The organism is Streptomyces sp. NPDC055254, assembly GCF_053606025.1.
In genome coordinates, this window is sequence record NZ_JBSGQV010000011.1 from 137,308 (window position 1) to 153,379 (window position 16,072).

General features: G+C 73.4%; 14 protein-coding genes. 13 read left to right on the top strand and 1 reads right to left on the bottom strand.

Translation table 11 applies throughout. The features are described 5' to 3' along the window. Positions 1-5: 5 nt before the first annotated feature. The 6 genes from ACWFQ8_RS14410 (at position 6) to ACWFQ8_RS14435 (ending at position 5,911) form a co-directional block, all read left to right on the top strand. A complete protein-coding gene (locus ACWFQ8_RS14410) occupies positions 6-344 on the top strand; it encodes a hypothetical protein (RefSeq protein ID WP_453786529.1) in 339 nt (112 codons plus the stop codon). Positions 345-424: 80 nt separating this feature from the next. After that, positions 425-1,345, top strand: coding sequence for a Rieske 2Fe-2S domain-containing protein (locus ACWFQ8_RS14415; RefSeq protein ID WP_453786530.1), 921 nt, complete (start codon positions 425-427; stop codon positions 1,343-1,345). A 269-nt stretch (positions 1,346-1,614) separates the two neighbouring features. Next, entirely contained in the window at positions 1,615-3,396 is a 1,782-nt protein-coding gene (locus ACWFQ8_RS14420) for an N-acetylglutaminylglutamine amidotransferase (RefSeq protein ID WP_453786531.1), read from the top strand. Between the two features lie 230 nt (positions 3,397-3,626). Beyond that, positions 3,627-4,175: an isochorismatase family cysteine hydrolase gene (locus ACWFQ8_RS14425; protein WP_453786532.1), complete on the top strand. Its 549-nt coding sequence runs from the start codon at positions 3,627-3,629 to the stop codon at positions 4,173-4,175. 75 nt (positions 4,176-4,250) lie between these two features. Further along, entirely contained in the window at positions 4,251-5,540 is a 1,290-nt protein-coding gene (locus ACWFQ8_RS14430; protein ID WP_453786584.1) for a PP2C family protein-serine/threonine phosphatase, read from the top strand. A gap of 95 nt (positions 5,541-5,635) precedes the next feature. Then, positions 5,636-5,911, top strand: a complete 276-nt coding sequence (locus ACWFQ8_RS14435) for an isoamylase early set domain-containing protein (RefSeq protein WP_453786533.1) — start codon at positions 5,636-5,638, stop codon at positions 5,909-5,911. 1 nt (position 5,912) lies between these two features. Here ACWFQ8_RS14435 and ACWFQ8_RS14440 read toward each other — a convergent pair whose 3' ends face one another. Beyond that, a complete protein-coding gene (locus ACWFQ8_RS14440) occupies positions 5,913-7,139 on the bottom strand; it encodes a spore photoproduct lyase family protein (protein WP_453786534.1) in 1,227 nt (408 codons plus the stop codon). A gap of 235 nt (positions 7,140-7,374) precedes the next feature. Between ACWFQ8_RS14440 and ACWFQ8_RS14445 the strand changes: the two genes are divergently transcribed. The 7 genes from ACWFQ8_RS14445 to ACWFQ8_RS14475 all read left to right on the top strand — a co-directional run bounded on the left by ACWFQ8_RS14445 (position 7,375) and on the right by ACWFQ8_RS14475 (position 16,067). Then, positions 7,375-7,590, top strand: a complete 216-nt coding sequence (locus ACWFQ8_RS14445) for a DUF6766 family protein (RefSeq protein WP_453786535.1) — start codon at positions 7,375-7,377, stop codon at positions 7,588-7,590. A gap of 231 nt (positions 7,591-7,821) precedes the next feature. After that, positions 7,822-9,603: an N-acetylglutaminylglutamine amidotransferase gene (locus tag ACWFQ8_RS14450; protein WP_453786536.1), complete on the top strand. Its 1,782-nt coding sequence runs from the start codon at positions 7,822-7,824 to the stop codon at positions 9,601-9,603. A gap of 41 nt (positions 9,604-9,644) precedes the next feature. Continuing rightward, positions 9,645-11,858 (top strand): S9 family peptidase, encoded by a 2,214-nt coding sequence (locus ACWFQ8_RS14455; RefSeq protein WP_453786537.1) that lies wholly within the window; start codon positions 9,645-9,647, stop codon positions 11,856-11,858. A 228-nt stretch (positions 11,859-12,086) separates the two neighbouring features. After that, positions 12,087-13,181, top strand: a complete 1,095-nt coding sequence (locus ACWFQ8_RS14460) for a glycosyltransferase family 1 protein (protein WP_453786538.1) — start codon at positions 12,087-12,089, stop codon at positions 13,179-13,181. After that, positions 13,178-14,245 (top strand): glycosyltransferase, encoded by a 1,068-nt coding sequence (locus tag ACWFQ8_RS14465; protein WP_453786539.1) that lies wholly within the window; start codon positions 13,178-13,180, stop codon positions 14,243-14,245. The genes ACWFQ8_RS14460 and ACWFQ8_RS14465 overlap by 4 nt, the downstream gene beginning before the upstream one ends. After that, positions 14,242-15,264 carry a glycosyltransferase gene (locus tag ACWFQ8_RS14470; RefSeq protein WP_453786540.1) on the top strand — a complete coding sequence of 341 codons (1,023 nt, stop codon included), beginning with the start codon at positions 14,242-14,244 and terminating at the stop codon, positions 15,262-15,264. The genes ACWFQ8_RS14465 and ACWFQ8_RS14470 overlap by 4 nt, the downstream gene beginning before the upstream one ends. Beyond that, on the top strand, positions 15,249-16,067 hold the full coding sequence (locus tag ACWFQ8_RS14475; protein ID WP_453786541.1) for a glycosyltransferase family 2 protein: 819 nt from the start codon (positions 15,249-15,251) through the stop codon (positions 16,065-16,067). Before ACWFQ8_RS14470 ends, ACWFQ8_RS14475 begins: the two co-directional genes overlap by 16 nt. Positions 16,068-16,072: the final 5 nt, after the last annotated feature.

The following is a 16,072-nucleotide window of genomic DNA, read 5'->3' on the forward strand; positions in this document are numbered from 1 at the left end:
CGCCGATGAGCGAGCGCCCGGACGACCCGGCGGCCGGGCTGGCTCGGATCGAGGGATTCCTGATGAGCCAGGCGGCCCTTCGGGAGGCACGCGAGGCGGGACAGGCGTTCGTCCGCACCCTCACCTGGCTCGGCCCCGGCGAGCAGGACGAGATCAGCGCCCGCTTCGCCCAGCACCACCTGAGCCTGCGCCGGGAGATGCTCGCCGCGACCGTGGCGCGGGCGGCGGAACTCAAGAACGAGTACGCCGACCGGTACGGTCAGCTCTGCCGGCGCGCCACCGGCCTCGCGGTCGGCGTCTTCGCTCTCTGGACCGCCGTCCTGATCATCCTCTGCCGGACCTGAACCGCGCCGCCGCGGATGCGGCGAGGCAATGTCCCGGGCTCGCGCCGAGTCGATCGCCCCGACCCGGGTAGGCGGCGGGCATGGACACGGACCGCGGGAAGCGCAGAGCACAGCGGACGGGCCCCGGACGGATGCTCCGGGCCGTGGAGCGGGTGGAGCAGTCGACCGCCACCGACGGACTGGTGCGCGCGGTGCGCCGCGCCGTGCGCGCCGTACCGCTCGGACCGGCCCGCGACACCCTGCACGGGCTGCCGATGGGCCACCCGGTCCATCCCCTGCTCGTACAGGTACCGGTCGGGGCCTGGCTGTCGGCAGCCGTCCTGGACCTTTGCCCCGGACAGGACCGCGCGTCCCGGACGCTGATCGCCCTCGGTCTGGCGGGAGCGGCGCCCGCGGCCGTGGCGGGCTGGACCGACTGGGCGGAACTGCCGCCCGAGCAGTCCCGCGTCGGGCTGGTCCACGCCGTCGCGAACATCGGCGCCGTCTCGCTGTACGCCGCCTCCCTCACGGCCCGCCTGCGGGGGCGCCCCGTCAAGGGCCGTCTCCTGGCCGTGGCCGGTCTGGCCGCCGTGGGCGCGGGCGGGGCGCTGGGAGGCCACCTCGCCTACCGCCAGGCCGCGGGCGCCAACCACGCGGAGGCCGTGCCGCACCTGGTGTCCCCGGGCTGGCACCGGGTGGGGCCGGTGTCGGAGTTCCCCGTGGGACGTCCGGCCCGGGCCACCGTGGACGGCGTCGATGTGGTCGTCGTCCGCCAAACCGGCGGAGAGGTGCACGTCCTCGCCGACCGCTGCTCGCACATGGCGGGCGCGCTGTCGGAAGGCGAGGTCGCCGACGGCTGTGTCCGCTGCCCCTGGCACGGCAGCGTCTTCCGGCTGACCGACGGCTGGAACGTACGGGGTCCCGCGACCGCGCCGCAGCCCTCCTTCGAGACGCGCGTCGCCGAGGGGCACGTAGAAGCCCGACTGCGCCACCGCGGCCATCAGGGGCGGGCGGCCGCGTAACCGCCTCGGTCGGGTGGCCCTCCCTCCGCGCCGCGGCGTACAGCGGCTCCCGCACCGGCCGCGGGGCCGAGCAGTATCTCCCGTTCCGTCTGCTTGATCGGGGCGGGGACGGGTAGCCGCCCGGTATGTCGATCGCCTGGCCGGTCGGGGTCGCACGACACCGATCGCCGGCGCGCGGGAGTGAGCGTCATGGTCACAGTGCCCCGGACCCCGGACACACGGTACGCGCAGACGTGGTTCCGCGAGGTGCGACGGACAGGGGGCGTGTCATGTGCGGCTTGAGCGGAGAAATGCGGTTCGACGGCCGGAGACCGGACCTCACCGCGCTCGAAAGCATGACGGACGCCATGGAGGAACGAGGTCCCGACGGCAGGGGTTTCTGGTCGCAAGGAGCGGTGGCCCTGGGCCACCGCCGGCTCCAGATCATCGACCTCTCGGAGAGCGGCGCCCAGCCCATGACCGACCCCCGACTGGGCATCACCGGCGTCTTCAACGGCTGCGTCTACAACTACCGCGAGCTTCGCGCCCGGCTCGAAGGGCTGGGGCACCGCTTCTTCTCGGACTCCGATACGGAGGTGCTGCTCAAGGCCTACGGCCAATGGGGCGGCGCCTGTGTCGAATTCCTCGTGGGCATGTTCGCCTTCGCGGTCGTCGAGCACCACACGGGGCGCGTGGTCCTGGGCCGGGACCGACTCGGCATCAAGCCCCTGTACCTCGCCCAGGACGGTGACCGGCTGCGCTTCGCCTCCTCGCTGCCCGCTCTGCTGGCGGGCGGGGGAGTGGACACCTCCCTCGACCCGGTGGCACTGCACCAGTACCTGAGCTGGCACGGCACGGTCCCCGCGCCCCGCACGGTGCTCTCCGGCGTCCGCAAACTGCCCCAGGCCACCGTCCGTACCGTCGAGTCGGACGGCACGTACCGCGACCACTGCTACTGGCAGCCGTCCTACACCCGCCACGAGGAGCTCGGCGACGACCCGGTGCGCTGGCGGGAGGCCGTGGACCAGGCGCTGCGCACGGCGGTGCGGCGCCGCATGGTCGCGGACGTCCCCGTGGGCGTCCTGCTGTCGGGCGGCCTCGACTCCAGCCTGATCGTGGCCCTGCTCGCGCAGGAAGGGCAGAGCGACCTGCCGACCTTCGCGATGGGGTTCGCCTCGGAGAGCGGTGAGGAGGGCGACGAATTCCGGTACTCCGACCTGATCGCCCGCCGGTTCTCGACCGACCACCACCAGTTCATGATTCCTTCCGACCGGCTGCCTGCGGCCCTGGAGGCGGCGATCGGCGCCATGAGCGAGCCGATGGTCAGCCATGACGCGGTGGCCTTCCACCTGCTGGCCGAGCAGGTCGCCAAAAGCGTCAAGGTGGTGCTGTGCGGGCAGGGCGCGGACGAAGTGTTCGCGGGGTACCACTGGTACCCGGGGATCGCCGCCGCGGGCCGGGACGCCGCGCCCGAGGCCTACACCGACGCGTACTTCGACCGCACGCACGACGAGGTCGCCTCCCTGCTGCACCCCGACACGGCCGTCGAGCGCGACGTCTCGCGGGACTTCGTCCGCGCCCACATGGCGGCCCCGGGCGCCGAGACCGCGCTGGACGCGACCCTGCGCATGGACGTCCATGCCCTGATGCCCGACGACCCGGTCAAGCGGGTCGACAACATGACGATGGCCTGGGGCCTGGAGGCGAGGGTGCCGTTCCTCGACCACGAACTGGTCGAACTCGCCGCCGCCTGCCCTCCGGAGCTCAAGCTGGCGCGGGACGGCAAGGGAGTCCTCAAGGACATCGGCCGGCAGGTCCTCCCCCGCAACGTCGTCGACCGCCCGAAGGGCTACTTCCCGGTGCCGGCCGTCCGGCACATGGCCGAGCCGGTACTCAGCCTGGTACGGCAGGCCCTGACCGCCCCGGAGGCCCGCCGTAGGGGCCTCTTCGACCAGGCCCGCGTGGCCGAGCTGCTGGCGGACCCCGATCGGCACCGCACCACGCGGGGAGCCAGCACGCTCTGGCAGGTGGCCTCGCTGGAGATCTGGTTGCAGACCCACGGCGTGAACTGAGGCCGATCGTTCGGCGGTCGAGGCTCAGGCCGACCGGGCCGCCGGCTGGTGACCTGGGAAGACGGGGGAGGCGCCGTGCACCGGAAGGGCCGCCACCCGCGTACGACGCCCCGCGCACCTGTGCGTCCGGCACACGAAGACACACGGCGACCGCGGATGAGGGAGACTGGAACCACGGAGCGGAGCGCACCCCGCCCGCTGCGGCACACACGGGACGAGAGGCGGGCCCCATGCCTCGTACGGCGCTCATCGTCATCGACATGCTCAACACGTACGCGCACGAAGACGCCGAGGCCCTGGTCCCCTCCGTCCGTGAGGCCCTCTCCGGGGTCACGACGCTGCTGAAACACGCTCGGGCCAGTGACTCGCCCGTGATCTACGTGAACGACAATTTCGGGGAGTGGCGCTCGCACCACGGAGAGATCCTGCGGGCGGCCCTCGACGGCCACCACGCCGACCTCGTGGAGCCGGTCGCGCCCGACGAGAACTCGCTCTTCGTCGTCAAGGCCCGGCATTCCGTCTTCTTCGAAACGCCGCTGGCCTACCTCCTGGGTCAACTCGACGCCCAGCGACTGGTCCTGTGCGGACAGGTGACCGAGCAGTGCGTGCTGTACTCGGCGCTGGACGCCCACATCCGGCACTTCGACGTGGTCGTCGCGGCCGACGCGGTCGCCCACATCGACGTCGACCTGGCCGAAGCGGCGTTGCGGATGATGCGTACCAACATGTCCGCGGACATCCGCGCGGTCGACGACATCACCTTCGATGCCGCGCGGTAGGCCCGAGTGACCGAAAGAGGCGGAGCCCGAGGTGCTGCGGTGAACGACCGGGACCGGTACGCAGAAGGCCGGCGCATGCTGGTGGGACTGCTGTCGGCGAGCCACTTGATGCCGCCGGAGCTCCTGCCCGCCAAGACGGCCGAGTACGCGGCGGGGGTCGGTTTCTCCCAGGTGCTGATCTATGTCGTCGATCTGCAGGGCGCCGTGATGCGTCTGCTGACCGGGGACGAGCTCGATGCCGGACAGACGGCGGCGGGGGAGGAGACCGAGCTGAAGATCGAGGGCACCGTGGCGGGGCGCGCGTATCAGCTCGGGCAGGTCCTGGCCGGCGCCGAGGCGGGCGAGCAGGGGAGCCACTGGTGGGTTCCGCTGCTGGACGGCACGGAACGCCTGGGTGTTCTGCGCATCACCGCTCCCGAGGCCGATCGGACAGCGCTGGAGGACATGGAATCGCTGTCCGCCCTGCTCGCCCTGATCATCGACAGCAAGCGGCGCAGCAGTGACTCCCATGCCCGGCTGACCCGCATCGAGCCGCTCGCCGTCGGCGCGGAGATGCAGTGGCACCTGATGCCGCCGCACACCTACGCCGACGGCCGGGTGGTGATCAGCGCGGCGATGGAGCCCGCCTACCGGATCAGCGGGGACGCCTACGACTACGCGACCGCCGGACACATGGTGTACCTGTCGCTGTTCGACGCGATGGGACACGACACGGCCGCGGGACTCACCGCGACCCTCGCGATGGGCGCCTGCCGCAACGCGCGCCGGCAGGGCGCGGGACTGGTCGAGACGAGCGAGCGGATCGAGGAGGTACTGATCGAGGAGTACGGTCGGACGCGCTACGCGACCGGTGTCCTCGCCGAACTCGACACCCGTACCGGCCTCCTGACTTGGGTCAACCGCGGTCATCACCCGCCGGTGGTCATCCGCGGCGGCCGGTGGAGCACGCTGCTGAACTGTCCGCCCGCGCACCCCATGGGCACCGGTCTCGGTCTCCCCACGACCCTGTGCCGCCACCAACTGGAGCCGGGCGACCGACTGGTGCTGTACACCGACGGCATCACCGAAGCCCGCCGGGCAGGCGAGGAGGAGTTCGGCCTCGGCCGGTTCGTCGACTTCCTCATCCGCCACCATGCCGCCGGCCTGCCCGTTCCCGAGACGCTGCGCCGCCTCATCCACGCCGTACTCGAACACCATGACGGCCGCCTCCAGGACGACGCCACCGTCCTGTTCTGCGAATGGCTCGGCCCCACCCCGCACCCCACGGGGCAGGCGGCGGCCCTGGCCGGCCTGCCGCCGACCGACCCCGCCACGCGACGGGAGCGCCCGCCCGCGGCCCGCCCTCAGGGACTGCCGCAAGGGTGAATCGGGCCGTCGTGGCGGCCGCGCCGTAGGGCCGTCCCAGGGGCGCGGTCCGAGAATGGGCGCACCAACCCTCTGCTGGCAGGAGCCCCTCACCCATGTTGGAGCGCAAGCAGGTCAAGGACCGCGTCCACGTCACCTTCGTCCTGCCGGCCGAGGCCCCGCCCGGTGCGGTCAGCGTCGTCGGCGATTTCAACGAGTGGCAGCCCGGCGCGCACCCTCTGGAGGCCCGCCGAGACGGCATGCGCGCCGTCAGCGTCGTGCTGCCCGCCAAGAGCGTGCACTCCTTCCGCTACCTCGCCGAAGGCGACCACTGGTTCGACGAGGACCAGGCGGACGGGCACGACGGGACCAACAGCCGCCTGCACACGTGAGTCAGAACGCGTAGCGGATCCGCAACCACGGGGCCGCGGCCGACACCATTCGACGGACGGTGTCGACGGCCGCGGCCTTGTCGGCGTTGCGGTAGCGGACGTTCCAACTGCCGTTCTCGGAGCGCTTGGGCTGCTGGATGTCGGGCCGCCACAGCATGTCCTCGGCCCGTGGGTGCCAGCCCAGGTTCAGCTGGTGGAGGTCCTCGTTGTGCGTCAGCATGATCACCTCCGCCGCCGCCTGTTCCTTGACCGCACGGGGCAGAACGTCGTCCATGCGCCGCAGCAACTGCGTCCAGTCCTCTTCCCAACCGGGCCGGATGACGACGGGCGAGAGGTTGAAGTGCACCTCGTACCCCGCCTCCAGGAAGTCCGCGGCAGCCGCGATGCGCTGCTCCACCGGGCTGGTGCGGATGTCCAGCAGACGCGAGTCCTGCGGCGGCATCACCGAGAAGCGCACCCGGGTGCGGCCGCGCGGATCGAGGAGCAGCAGATCGGGGTTGACGAACTTCGTGGCGAAGGACGCCTTGGCCGTGGGCCAGAGCGCGAACGCGTTGACCAGGTCAGCGGTGTTCTCGCTGATGAGGGCGTCCACCGAGCAGTCGTTGTTCTCGCCGATGTCGTAGACCCACGCGGTCGGGTCGCACTGGTTCGGCTCGGGCTTGCGACCCTGCCGTGCGACGTGCCGGCCGAGGTGGGCGATGATCTGCTCGATGTTGGTGAACACGGTGATCGGGTTGGCGTAACCCTTGCGGCGCGGCACGTAGCAGTAGGCGCAGGCCATCGCGCAGCCGTTCGCCGAGCCGGGCGCGATCCAGTCGGCGGACCGCCCGTTCACCCGCGTGGTCAGGGTCTTCTTCTCGCCCAGGACGAGGACCTCGCTCTTGACGCGGACCCAGCGTTCGAGGTTGCCCTCGTTGCCGTGCAGTTCCGGGATGCGCCAGTGCGAGTCCACGTCGATGACTTCGGCCTCGGGAAAGCGCGCCAGGATCTGCCGCCCGCGCGGGGAGGCCGCGGCTGCCGGCTCGGCGTGGATCTCGCGTACCGATAGCAGCCGGCGGGCGGCGGGGGAGTCGCGGAAGGAGGGTCCGACGAGCGGACCGGAACGCGCCGCTCGGGCACCGGTGGGCCCGAAGCGCAGGTCCTCCAGCCCGAACAGGGCGTCGGCGCGGTCATCGGAAGGTACGGGCGGAGGCCGACGGGGCCGGTGGTGCTGCGGGGGCTGGCCCATGAGTGCACTCCGAGAGCCGGCGGAGGGCCGGGCGGGTGGTATGCGGTGGAAACGGTCGGATTTTTCAGCTTACACGGGCATACGTAGGAAATGCCGTGGCCGTGGCGCCCTCCGTGAGGAGAAAACGCGTGGATCCGAACCTCCAGTCCGCAGCGGGCTCGCCACCCGGACCGGCGACGGCGAGTGTCGCGCGCGCCGCGACGTGCGCAGGAGTCCCCGGCGTCCTCGGAAAGGCGTGCGCGGAGGCTGGGGCGCCGTGGACGGGCTCCAGCGGATCGGCCTGGCGCAGTACGTGACGACCTCCGACTTCGCCGCGGACGTCACCGAGAACTGGCAGTCGGAGTTCTCGCAGTTCTTCCTCTTCGTCTTCGGCACCGGGTGGCCGGTCCAGCGGGGCTTCGAGTCCGAGCCCGTGGGAGCCGTCCCCACCTCGACCGGCGTCGAGGGCTGATGCCCCGGCCGCGCGGCGCGCGCCCCCGGCCGCCCGTTCGCGCCACGGCTTAAAGGGCGCCGGCGCGGGCAGGCGCCCTCATATGTCGATCGCCCGTTCGGGTAGACCCGCGCGGCGTCGGCCGGACCGGTACAGGAGAGTAGTGATGGTGTACGTGACCCCGTCCGCGACGGAGAGCGAGGGCCCCGGTGCCGGGCACTCCCGCGGTGTCGGCCTTGCGGTAGGTGCCCCGTGTGCGGCTTGAGCGGAGAGGTGCGCTTCGACGGAGGGCGGCCCGACCTCGCGGCGGTCGAGCGCATGACCGATGCCCTGGAGCCGCGGGGTCCCGACGGCCGGGGCGCCTGGTCGCAGGGCGCGGTGGCCCTCGGCCACCGCCGCCTCAAGATCATCGATCTGTCCGAGCGCGGCGCCCAGCCCATGACGGACTCCCAGCTGGGCCTCACGGCGGTCTTCAACGGCTGCATCTACAACTATCGGGAGCTGCGGGGCCGCCTCGAAGGGCTCGGACACCGCTTCTTCTCCGACTCCGACACCGAGGTGGTCGTCAAGGCGTACGCCGAATGGGGCCGGGCGTGCGTCGAGTCCCTCGTGGGCATGTTCGCCTTCGCGGTCGTCGAGCACCACACGGGGCGTGTGGTCCTGGGCCGGGACCGGCTCGGCATCAAGCCCCTGTACGTCACCCAGGACGGTGACCGGCTGCGCTTCGCCTCCTCCCTGCCCGCCCTGCTGGCGGGCGGGGGAGTGGACACCTCGCTCGATCCGGTGGCACTGCACCAGTACCTGAGCTGGCACGGCACGGTCCCCGCGCCCCGCACGGTGCTCTCCGGCGTCCGGAAGATCCCGCCGGCCACCGTCCGCGTCGTCGAGCGGGACGGCACCCACCGCGACCACTGCTACTGGCAGCCGTCGTACACCCGGCACTCCGAGCTCGGCGAGGATCCGGGGCTGTGGCGGGAGGCGATGCACGACGCGCTGCGCACGGCGGTGCGGCGGCGCACGGTCGCGGACGTCCCCGTGGGCGTCCTGCTGTCGGGCGGCCTCGACTCCAGCCTGATCGTGGCGCTGCTGGCCGAGGAGGGGCAGGCCGACGTCGCGACCTTCGCCATGGGCTTCGAGGCGGAGAACGGGGAGGAGGGGGACGAGTTCGCGTACTCGGACCGCGTCGCCCGCCTCTTCTCCACCGACCACCACCAGTTCATGATCCCCTCCGACCGGCTGCCATCGGCCCTGGAAGCCGCGATCGGCGCCATGAGCGAGCCGATGATCAGCCACGACGCCGTCGCGTTCCACATGCTGTCGGAACAGGTGTCCAAGGAGGTCAAGGTCGTCCTGTGCGGGCAGGGCGCCGACGAGGTGTTCGCCGGCTACCACTGGTATCCGCAGATCGCCGCCGCCGCGCGGCCGGACGCGGACGAGGCGTACGCGAGCGCGTACTTCGACCGCACGCACGCCGATCTCACGCCCATGCTGCACCCGGACCTGACCGCCGACCACGACGCGTCGAGGGACTTCGTCCGCGCCCACATGGCGGCCCCGGGCGCCGAGACCGCGCTGGACGCGACCCTGCGCATGGACGTCCATGCCCTGATGCCCGACGACCCGGTCAAGCGGGTCGACAACATGACGATGGCCTGGGGCCTGGAGGCGAGGGTGCCGTTCCTCGACCACGAACTGGTCGAACTCGCCGCCGCCTGCCCCCCGGAGCTCAAGCTGGCGCAGGGCGGCAAGGCCGTGCTCAAGGACATCGGAAGGACGGTCCTGCCCCGGGACATCGTCGACCGCCCCAAGGGCTACTTCCCGGTGCCCGCGGTGCGGAACATGGCCCCGCCCGTGCTGGCCCGCGTCCGCGAGGCCCTCACCGCCCCGGAAGCGCTGCGGCGCGGCGTCTTCGACCAGGGCGTGGTCCGCCGGCTGCTCGCGGAGCCCAACCGCCACCGGAGCAAACGCGGGGCCAACACCCTGTGGCAGGTCGCGTCGTTGGAGATCTGGCTGCAAGCGCACGGTATCCACTGAACCGTCGACCCCTGGAAGCGGAAGCACGCGAGAGACGACCCATGCCCCTGGAGCACACCGAATCCCTGGAGCACGCGCCCGGCACCCACGGTACCCCGGGCGTCCCGGTGGCCCAGGGCACCGGGCCGCCCGCGCCGGCCCCCGCGCCCGCCCCCGCGCCGGCCCCCGTGCCGGTGCGGATGGCCGACCGCCGCAGCGCCGACCCCCCGACCCTGCTCCCCGCCCACGGGTGCTGGTACCCCTCGGCCGACCCCACGGGTGAGTACGTGGCGTTCATCTGCGACCGGGCCGGGGTCCCCCAGCTGTGGAGCGGGCCCGCACGCGGGACGGAGGCCCACGTACTGGACGGTGACCCAGAACCGGTGACGGAGGTCGCCTGGTCTCCCGACGGGCGCTGGATCGCCTACACCTCCGCCCCGGGCGGCGGCGAGCACACCCGGGTCATGGTGGTCCGCCCGGACGGGACCGGGCGCCGTGTGCTCGCGGGGGCCGAGCCGGAGAGCTCGGCCCACCTGGGGTGCTGGACCCGTGACGGCACGGCCCTCGCCGTCACGGTCTCCCAGCCCTCCACGACGGCCTCGGAGCACGGGGGACCGGGGCACGTGACCCCGGACGCCGACCAGGCGGCGGCCGGTGGCATGGCACCGGGCGCCGCCTGGTCCGAACGGGGAGGCCCCGCGACCCTGCTCGACCCCGGGGCGGCCCACCGGGCCGTCCACCGGGACCCGGTGCCGTCCGTGCTCGCCCCCGCCGGCCCGCCCACGGGCCGCGCGCCGGTCGCGGACCCCGGTCCGGCCCGGAACGGCGGGTTGGCCGCCTACCTGATCGACCCGGACGGGGAGAAGGCGCCCGTCCTGCTGTTCAGCGAGGAGGGAGCCGCGTCGCTGCGCGTGTGCGACACGAGTGCGGACGGCCGCTTCGCGCTGGTCCGCCGCGGCCCCCGCGGCCACCGGGAGGGCCTCGTACTCGACACCGCCTCGGGCCGCACCGCCCTCACGCTGCGCGTCGCCGACGGTGACCCCTGGATCGGCCGGTTCTCCGCCGACGCGCGAACGCTGTGGCTGCGCAGCGACCTGGAGCGGGAATTCGCGGCCCTGCTGCGGGTACGGCTCGACGAGGAGGGCCGCTGCCGGGAGGTTTCGGTCGCGGCCGAGCGTGAGCGGTCCGCCCTCGATCTGCTGGGCGTACCCGACCACGGCCGGTGGGCCGTCCTCGCCTGGAACGTGCACGGAGCCACCGAGCTGGAGAAGGTGGGACTCCCCCTCACCCACACGGAGGGCGAGGTCGGGCCCCGGCACCACCCGGTCCTGCCCCACGAGGTGGTGACCCGCATCGCCCCGGTGGAGCACGGCGGACTGTTCGCCGCCCTGTCGGGCTCGCGCCGCAGGCCCGGCATCTGGGAACTGGACATCGGTCTCGTGCCCGCCCGGGCCGGCTGGACGGCCCGCGACGAGGACGCGGTCCCGCCCGGGCGGCCCCCGGTACGCCCGGTGCCCCTGCGCTGCGAGGCCCGCGACGGGCTCGTGCTCGGCGGCTGGTACTACAGGGCGCCCGGCCGAGCCCCGGGCCGGCCGGCTCCCTGCGTGATCCACCTGCACGGCGGACCGGAGGAACAGGAGCGGCCGGTGTTCAATCCGCTGTACCACGAGCTCCTCGGCCGGGGCCTGGACGTGTTCGCCCCCGACGTCCGCGGCTCGTCCGGCTGGGGACGGTCCTTCGTGGACGCCGACCTCGGCGCCGGCCGGTTCGCGGCGATCGACGACGTCGCCGACTGCGCCGCACACGTGGTCTCGCTCGGATACGCCGACCCGCTGCGGCTCGGGGTGATGGGCCGCTCGTACGGCGGCTACCTCACCATGGCCGGCCTGGTGTGGCATCCGGACCTCTTCCGCGCCGGAGTCGCCGTCTGCGGGATGTCGGATCTCGCCACCTTCTTCGCCGGCACGGAACCATGGATCGCCGAGTCCGCCGCCGCGAAGTACGGCCACCCCGAGCACGACCGGGAACTGCTGCGGGCCCTGTCCCCGATGAGCCGTGTCGATCAGCTGCGCGCTCCCGTCCTGACCGTCCACGGCGAGTACGACACCAACGTGCCGCCCACCGAATCGGAGCAGTTCGTCCGCGCCGCGAACGACCGCGGCGTGCCGGCGCGACAGCTCACGCTGTACAACGAGGGCCACGAGTTCCTGCGGGCGGACAACCGGCGGCTCTACCGGCGAGCCGCCGCGGACTGGCTGGAACAGCACCTCGGCTGACACGGACGCGACCGTACGGGAGCGCCGGCACCCCGCCGGCGCACCCCGGGGGCCGGGTCCCCGGCTGGTCGACCGCGACACCGACCGCGACACCGACCGCGACACCCCGACCGCCGGCACCCCGACCGCCGCGCCCCTGGCGCCCCGCGTGCGCGCTCCCGCGGTGGGCAACAGACTGGTATCGGCCACGACCCGCGCCACGCAGCCCCCCACCCGAGGAGTCCCCCCGTGACCGAACGGCAGCCGCAGCACGCTCGATCCGGTCGTGAGATCCGCGTCGCCTCGGTGCCCGCCGGTCACGTGTACGTACGGCACTGCTCCGCACCGGAGCCCGACGGGGTACGGCGGCTGCGGGACCCCCGGCCCACCGGGGTGCCCAGCACGTCGCAGCGGTGGTGGCCGCCGGTCATGCTGGACCCCGACTGGGTGAGCGCGCACCACCAGGACTTCGACCTCTTCCACCTGCACTTCGGCTTCGACGCCCAGAGCCCGGCCCAGCTGACCGCGCTCGTGGACGCCCTCCGCCGCCACGGGAAGCCCCTGGTCTACACGGTGCACGACCTCCGCAACCCCCATCAGCCGGACCCCGCCGCCCACGACGCCGCCCTCGACGTGGTCGTTCCCGCGGCCGACCACCTGGTCACGCTGACCCCGGGCGCCGCTCGGAGCATCCGCAGCCGCTGGAACCGGACGGCGACCGTGCTTCCCCATCCGCACGTGGTGGAACTGCCGCGCATCGCCCGCCCCCGCCCCCGCCACGACCGGTTCCGGGTCGGAGTGCACGCCAAGAGCCTGCGGCCCAACATGTCCGTCCTCCCGGTCGTCCGCATCCTCGCGGACACGGTGGCCGAGCTCCCGGGCGCCGAACTCCAGGTCGACATCCACCGGGAGGTGGCGGACCCCGCCTCCCCGGCCCACGCCCCCCATCTGCTGCGCGACCTCGGGGAACTCGCGGACCGGGGCCGCCTGACGCTCGCCGTCCACGACTACTTCGACGACGACCAGCTCTGGGACTACCTGGAATCACTGGACCTCTCGGTGCTGCCGTACCTCTTCGGCACCCACTCCGGATGGCTGGAGGCGTGCCACGACCTGGGCACCGCGGTCGCGGCCCCGGACTGCGGCTTCTACGCGCAACAGCGCCCCTGCCTGACCTACGGGCACTCCCAGCACGGCGGACTGGACGAGGAGTCCCTGCGCGCGGCGGTACGCACCGCCTACGCGCAGGGGCCGGCGCCGCGCGCCACCCCGGCGCACCGCACACGGGAGCGCTACGAACTCGCCGCCGCCCACCGCGCCCTCTACGCGCGTTCGCTTCGATGAGCGGCCTGCGGGTGGCCCTCATCGCGTCGGCACGGTTTCCGATCATCGAGCCGTTCGCGGGAGGCCTGGAAGCCCACACCTGGGGGCTCGCGCACGCCCTGCACCAGCGCGGCCACCACGTGGAGCTCTTCGCGGCGCCCGGATCCGACCCGGCGCTGGGAGCGCGCGAACTCCCGGTGCGCCGCGTCGTGCTGAGCGCCGCGGCCCGCTCGGACGCCAGTATGCCCAGCACGATGTGGATGGCCGAGCACCACGCCTACCTGGGGCTGATGCTCGAACTCGCCCGGGACGGCGAGCACCGCTTCGACCTGGTGCACAACAACAGCCTGCACTACCTCCCCGTCGCGATGGCTTCGGCCCTGCGCGTCCCGGTGGTGACCACGCTGCACACGCCGCCCACCCCGTGGCTGGAGTCCGCCATCAGGGTCCAGGACACCTGCCCCGTGACGTTCACGGCCGTCAGCCGGTTCACGGCCGGAGCCTGGCGGCCCACCGTGCCCGCCGCACGCGTCGTGCGCAACGGCATCGACACGGACTTCTGGACACCCGGGCCGGGCGGAGGCGACCTCGTGTGGTCCGGGCGCCTGGTTCCGGAGAAGGGGACCCACCTGGCCGTCGAAGCGGCCCGCGCCGCCGGTGTGCCCCTGCGTATCGCCGGGCCGATCTCGGACCGGGCCTACTTCGAGGACATGATCGTCCCGCTGCTCGGGGAGGACGTGCGGTACGTCGGCCACCTGGACCGGCGGGAGCTCGTCGAGCTGCTCGGTTCGGCCGCCGCCGCACTGGTCACGCCCAGCTGGGACGAACCGTACGGACTGGTGGTCGCCGAGGCGCTGGCCTGCGGCACGCCGGTGTGCGGGTTCGACCGGGGAGCACTGTCGGAGATCCTCACCCCGGAGTGCGGTCTGCTGGCACCGCCGGGGGACGTGGCGGCGCTCGCGGACCTCGTCCCGCACGCCATGAAGCTCGACCGCCGGGACGCCCGCCGCCGGGCGGAGCGGTTCTGCTCGCTCGACCGCACGGCCGCCGCCTACACCGACCTGTACGAGGAGGTGGTGCGGTGATCGGGTACTACGTCCATCACCAGGGCCGCGGGCACCTGCACCGCGCGCAGTGCATCGCCGCGCACGTGCGGGAGCCGGTCACCCTCCTCTCGTCCCTGCCCCGGCCGCCGTCGTGGACGGGAGGCTGGGTGTCCCTGCCGAAGGATGCCGTGGACGCTCCGGTCGATCCCACGGCCCGGGGGCGCCTGCACTGGGTACCCGTCCACCATCCGGGGCACCGGGAGCGCATGGGCATCCTCGCCGACTGGATCGGCCGGCAGGCCCCCGCGCTGTTCGTCAGCGACGTATCGGTGGAGGCCGCCACCCTGGCGCGGCTCATGGGCACCCCCGTCGTGGTCGCCGCCATGCGGGGAGACCGGCGGGACGAGGCCCACCGCCTCGCCTACGACCTCGCGGACGCCCTCCTCGCTCCCTGGCCGCGGTCCCTGCCCGAGCCGGGCTGGCCCCCGCACTGGCACGCCAAGACCGTGCACACCGGAGGCATCTCCCGCTACGACGGCCGGATCCGCCCCGACCGCGGCGGCGACCGTGCCTCCCGCAGGGAAGTGGTGGTGATGCTGGGCGCCGGCGGGGCCGACCTCACCGACGGCCGAGTCCAGGAGGCGGCCCGGGCCACCCCAGGCTGGTCCTGGACCCTTCTCGGCGGGGCCCACACCGGCTGGACCGAGGACCCCTGGCCGGTGCTGTGCCGTGCGACCGTCGTCGTCACCCACGCGGGACAGAACGCCGTCGCGGAGTGCGCCGCGGCCCGGGTCCCCACCGTCGTCATCCCCCAGGACCGGCCGCACGGGGAGCAGCACGCCACCGCGCGGGCCCTGCGCGCGGCGGGCCTGGCGACCGTACGGGACCACTGGCCGCCCGCGCACGCCTGGACCGCGCTGCTGGCCGAAGCGGAGGCCCGGCAGGACCGCTGGAAGCACTGGTCGTCCGGCGACGGCGCCCGCAGGGCCGGACGGCTGCTCACGGACCTGGCCCGGCGCACGTCGACGTCGAGGCAGACCGCGTGCGCACCGCGGTGATCACCCTGGCGGCGGGCCGCCACCCTCACCTGCTCCTGCAGCAGGACGGCCTCGCACGCGCTACGCGCACCCCCGACCACTACGTCGTCGTCTCGATGGCGGACCCCGGCATCGACGCCCTCGTCGCCGACCGGCACCCGCCGGCGGACGTCGTCACCCTGCCCCTGGAGGACGGACGCCTCCCGCTGGCCGCCGCCCGCAACGCCGGAGCCGCCCGGGCCCTCGCGGCCGGGGCCGAGCTGCTGGTCTTCCTCGACGTGGACTGCGTACCCGGCCCCACGCTCCTCGACGGCTACGCCCGCGCCGCCCGGGACGGCGCGCTGCTGTGCGGCACCGTCGCCTACCTGCCGCCCCCACCCGTCCACGGCTACCGGCTCGACGACCTCGCCGGCGCGGCCCCGCCGCACCCGGCCCGCCCCGCACCCTCGGACGGCCAGGTGCTGCGCGGGGGAGACCCGCGGCTCTTCTGGTCGCTGTCGTTCGCCCTCACGGCGCCCACCTGGGACCGCGTCGGCGGATTCTGCGAGGACTACACCGGATACGGCGCCGAGGACACCGACTACGCCGCCACCGCGGCCCGGAGCGGAGTGGACCTGTGGTGGGTGGGCGGCGCCCCGGCCTACCACCAGTACCACCCCACCCGGCACCCCCCGGTCCAGCACCTCGACGACATCCTCCGCAACGGAGCCGTCTACCGGCGCCGCTGGGGCAGCTGGCCGATGGAGGGGTGGCTGCGGGAGTTCGCGGCGCGGGGACTGGTGCGGTACGTCCCCGCCACCGACATGTGGTGCAGGGGCGGCTGACGGGC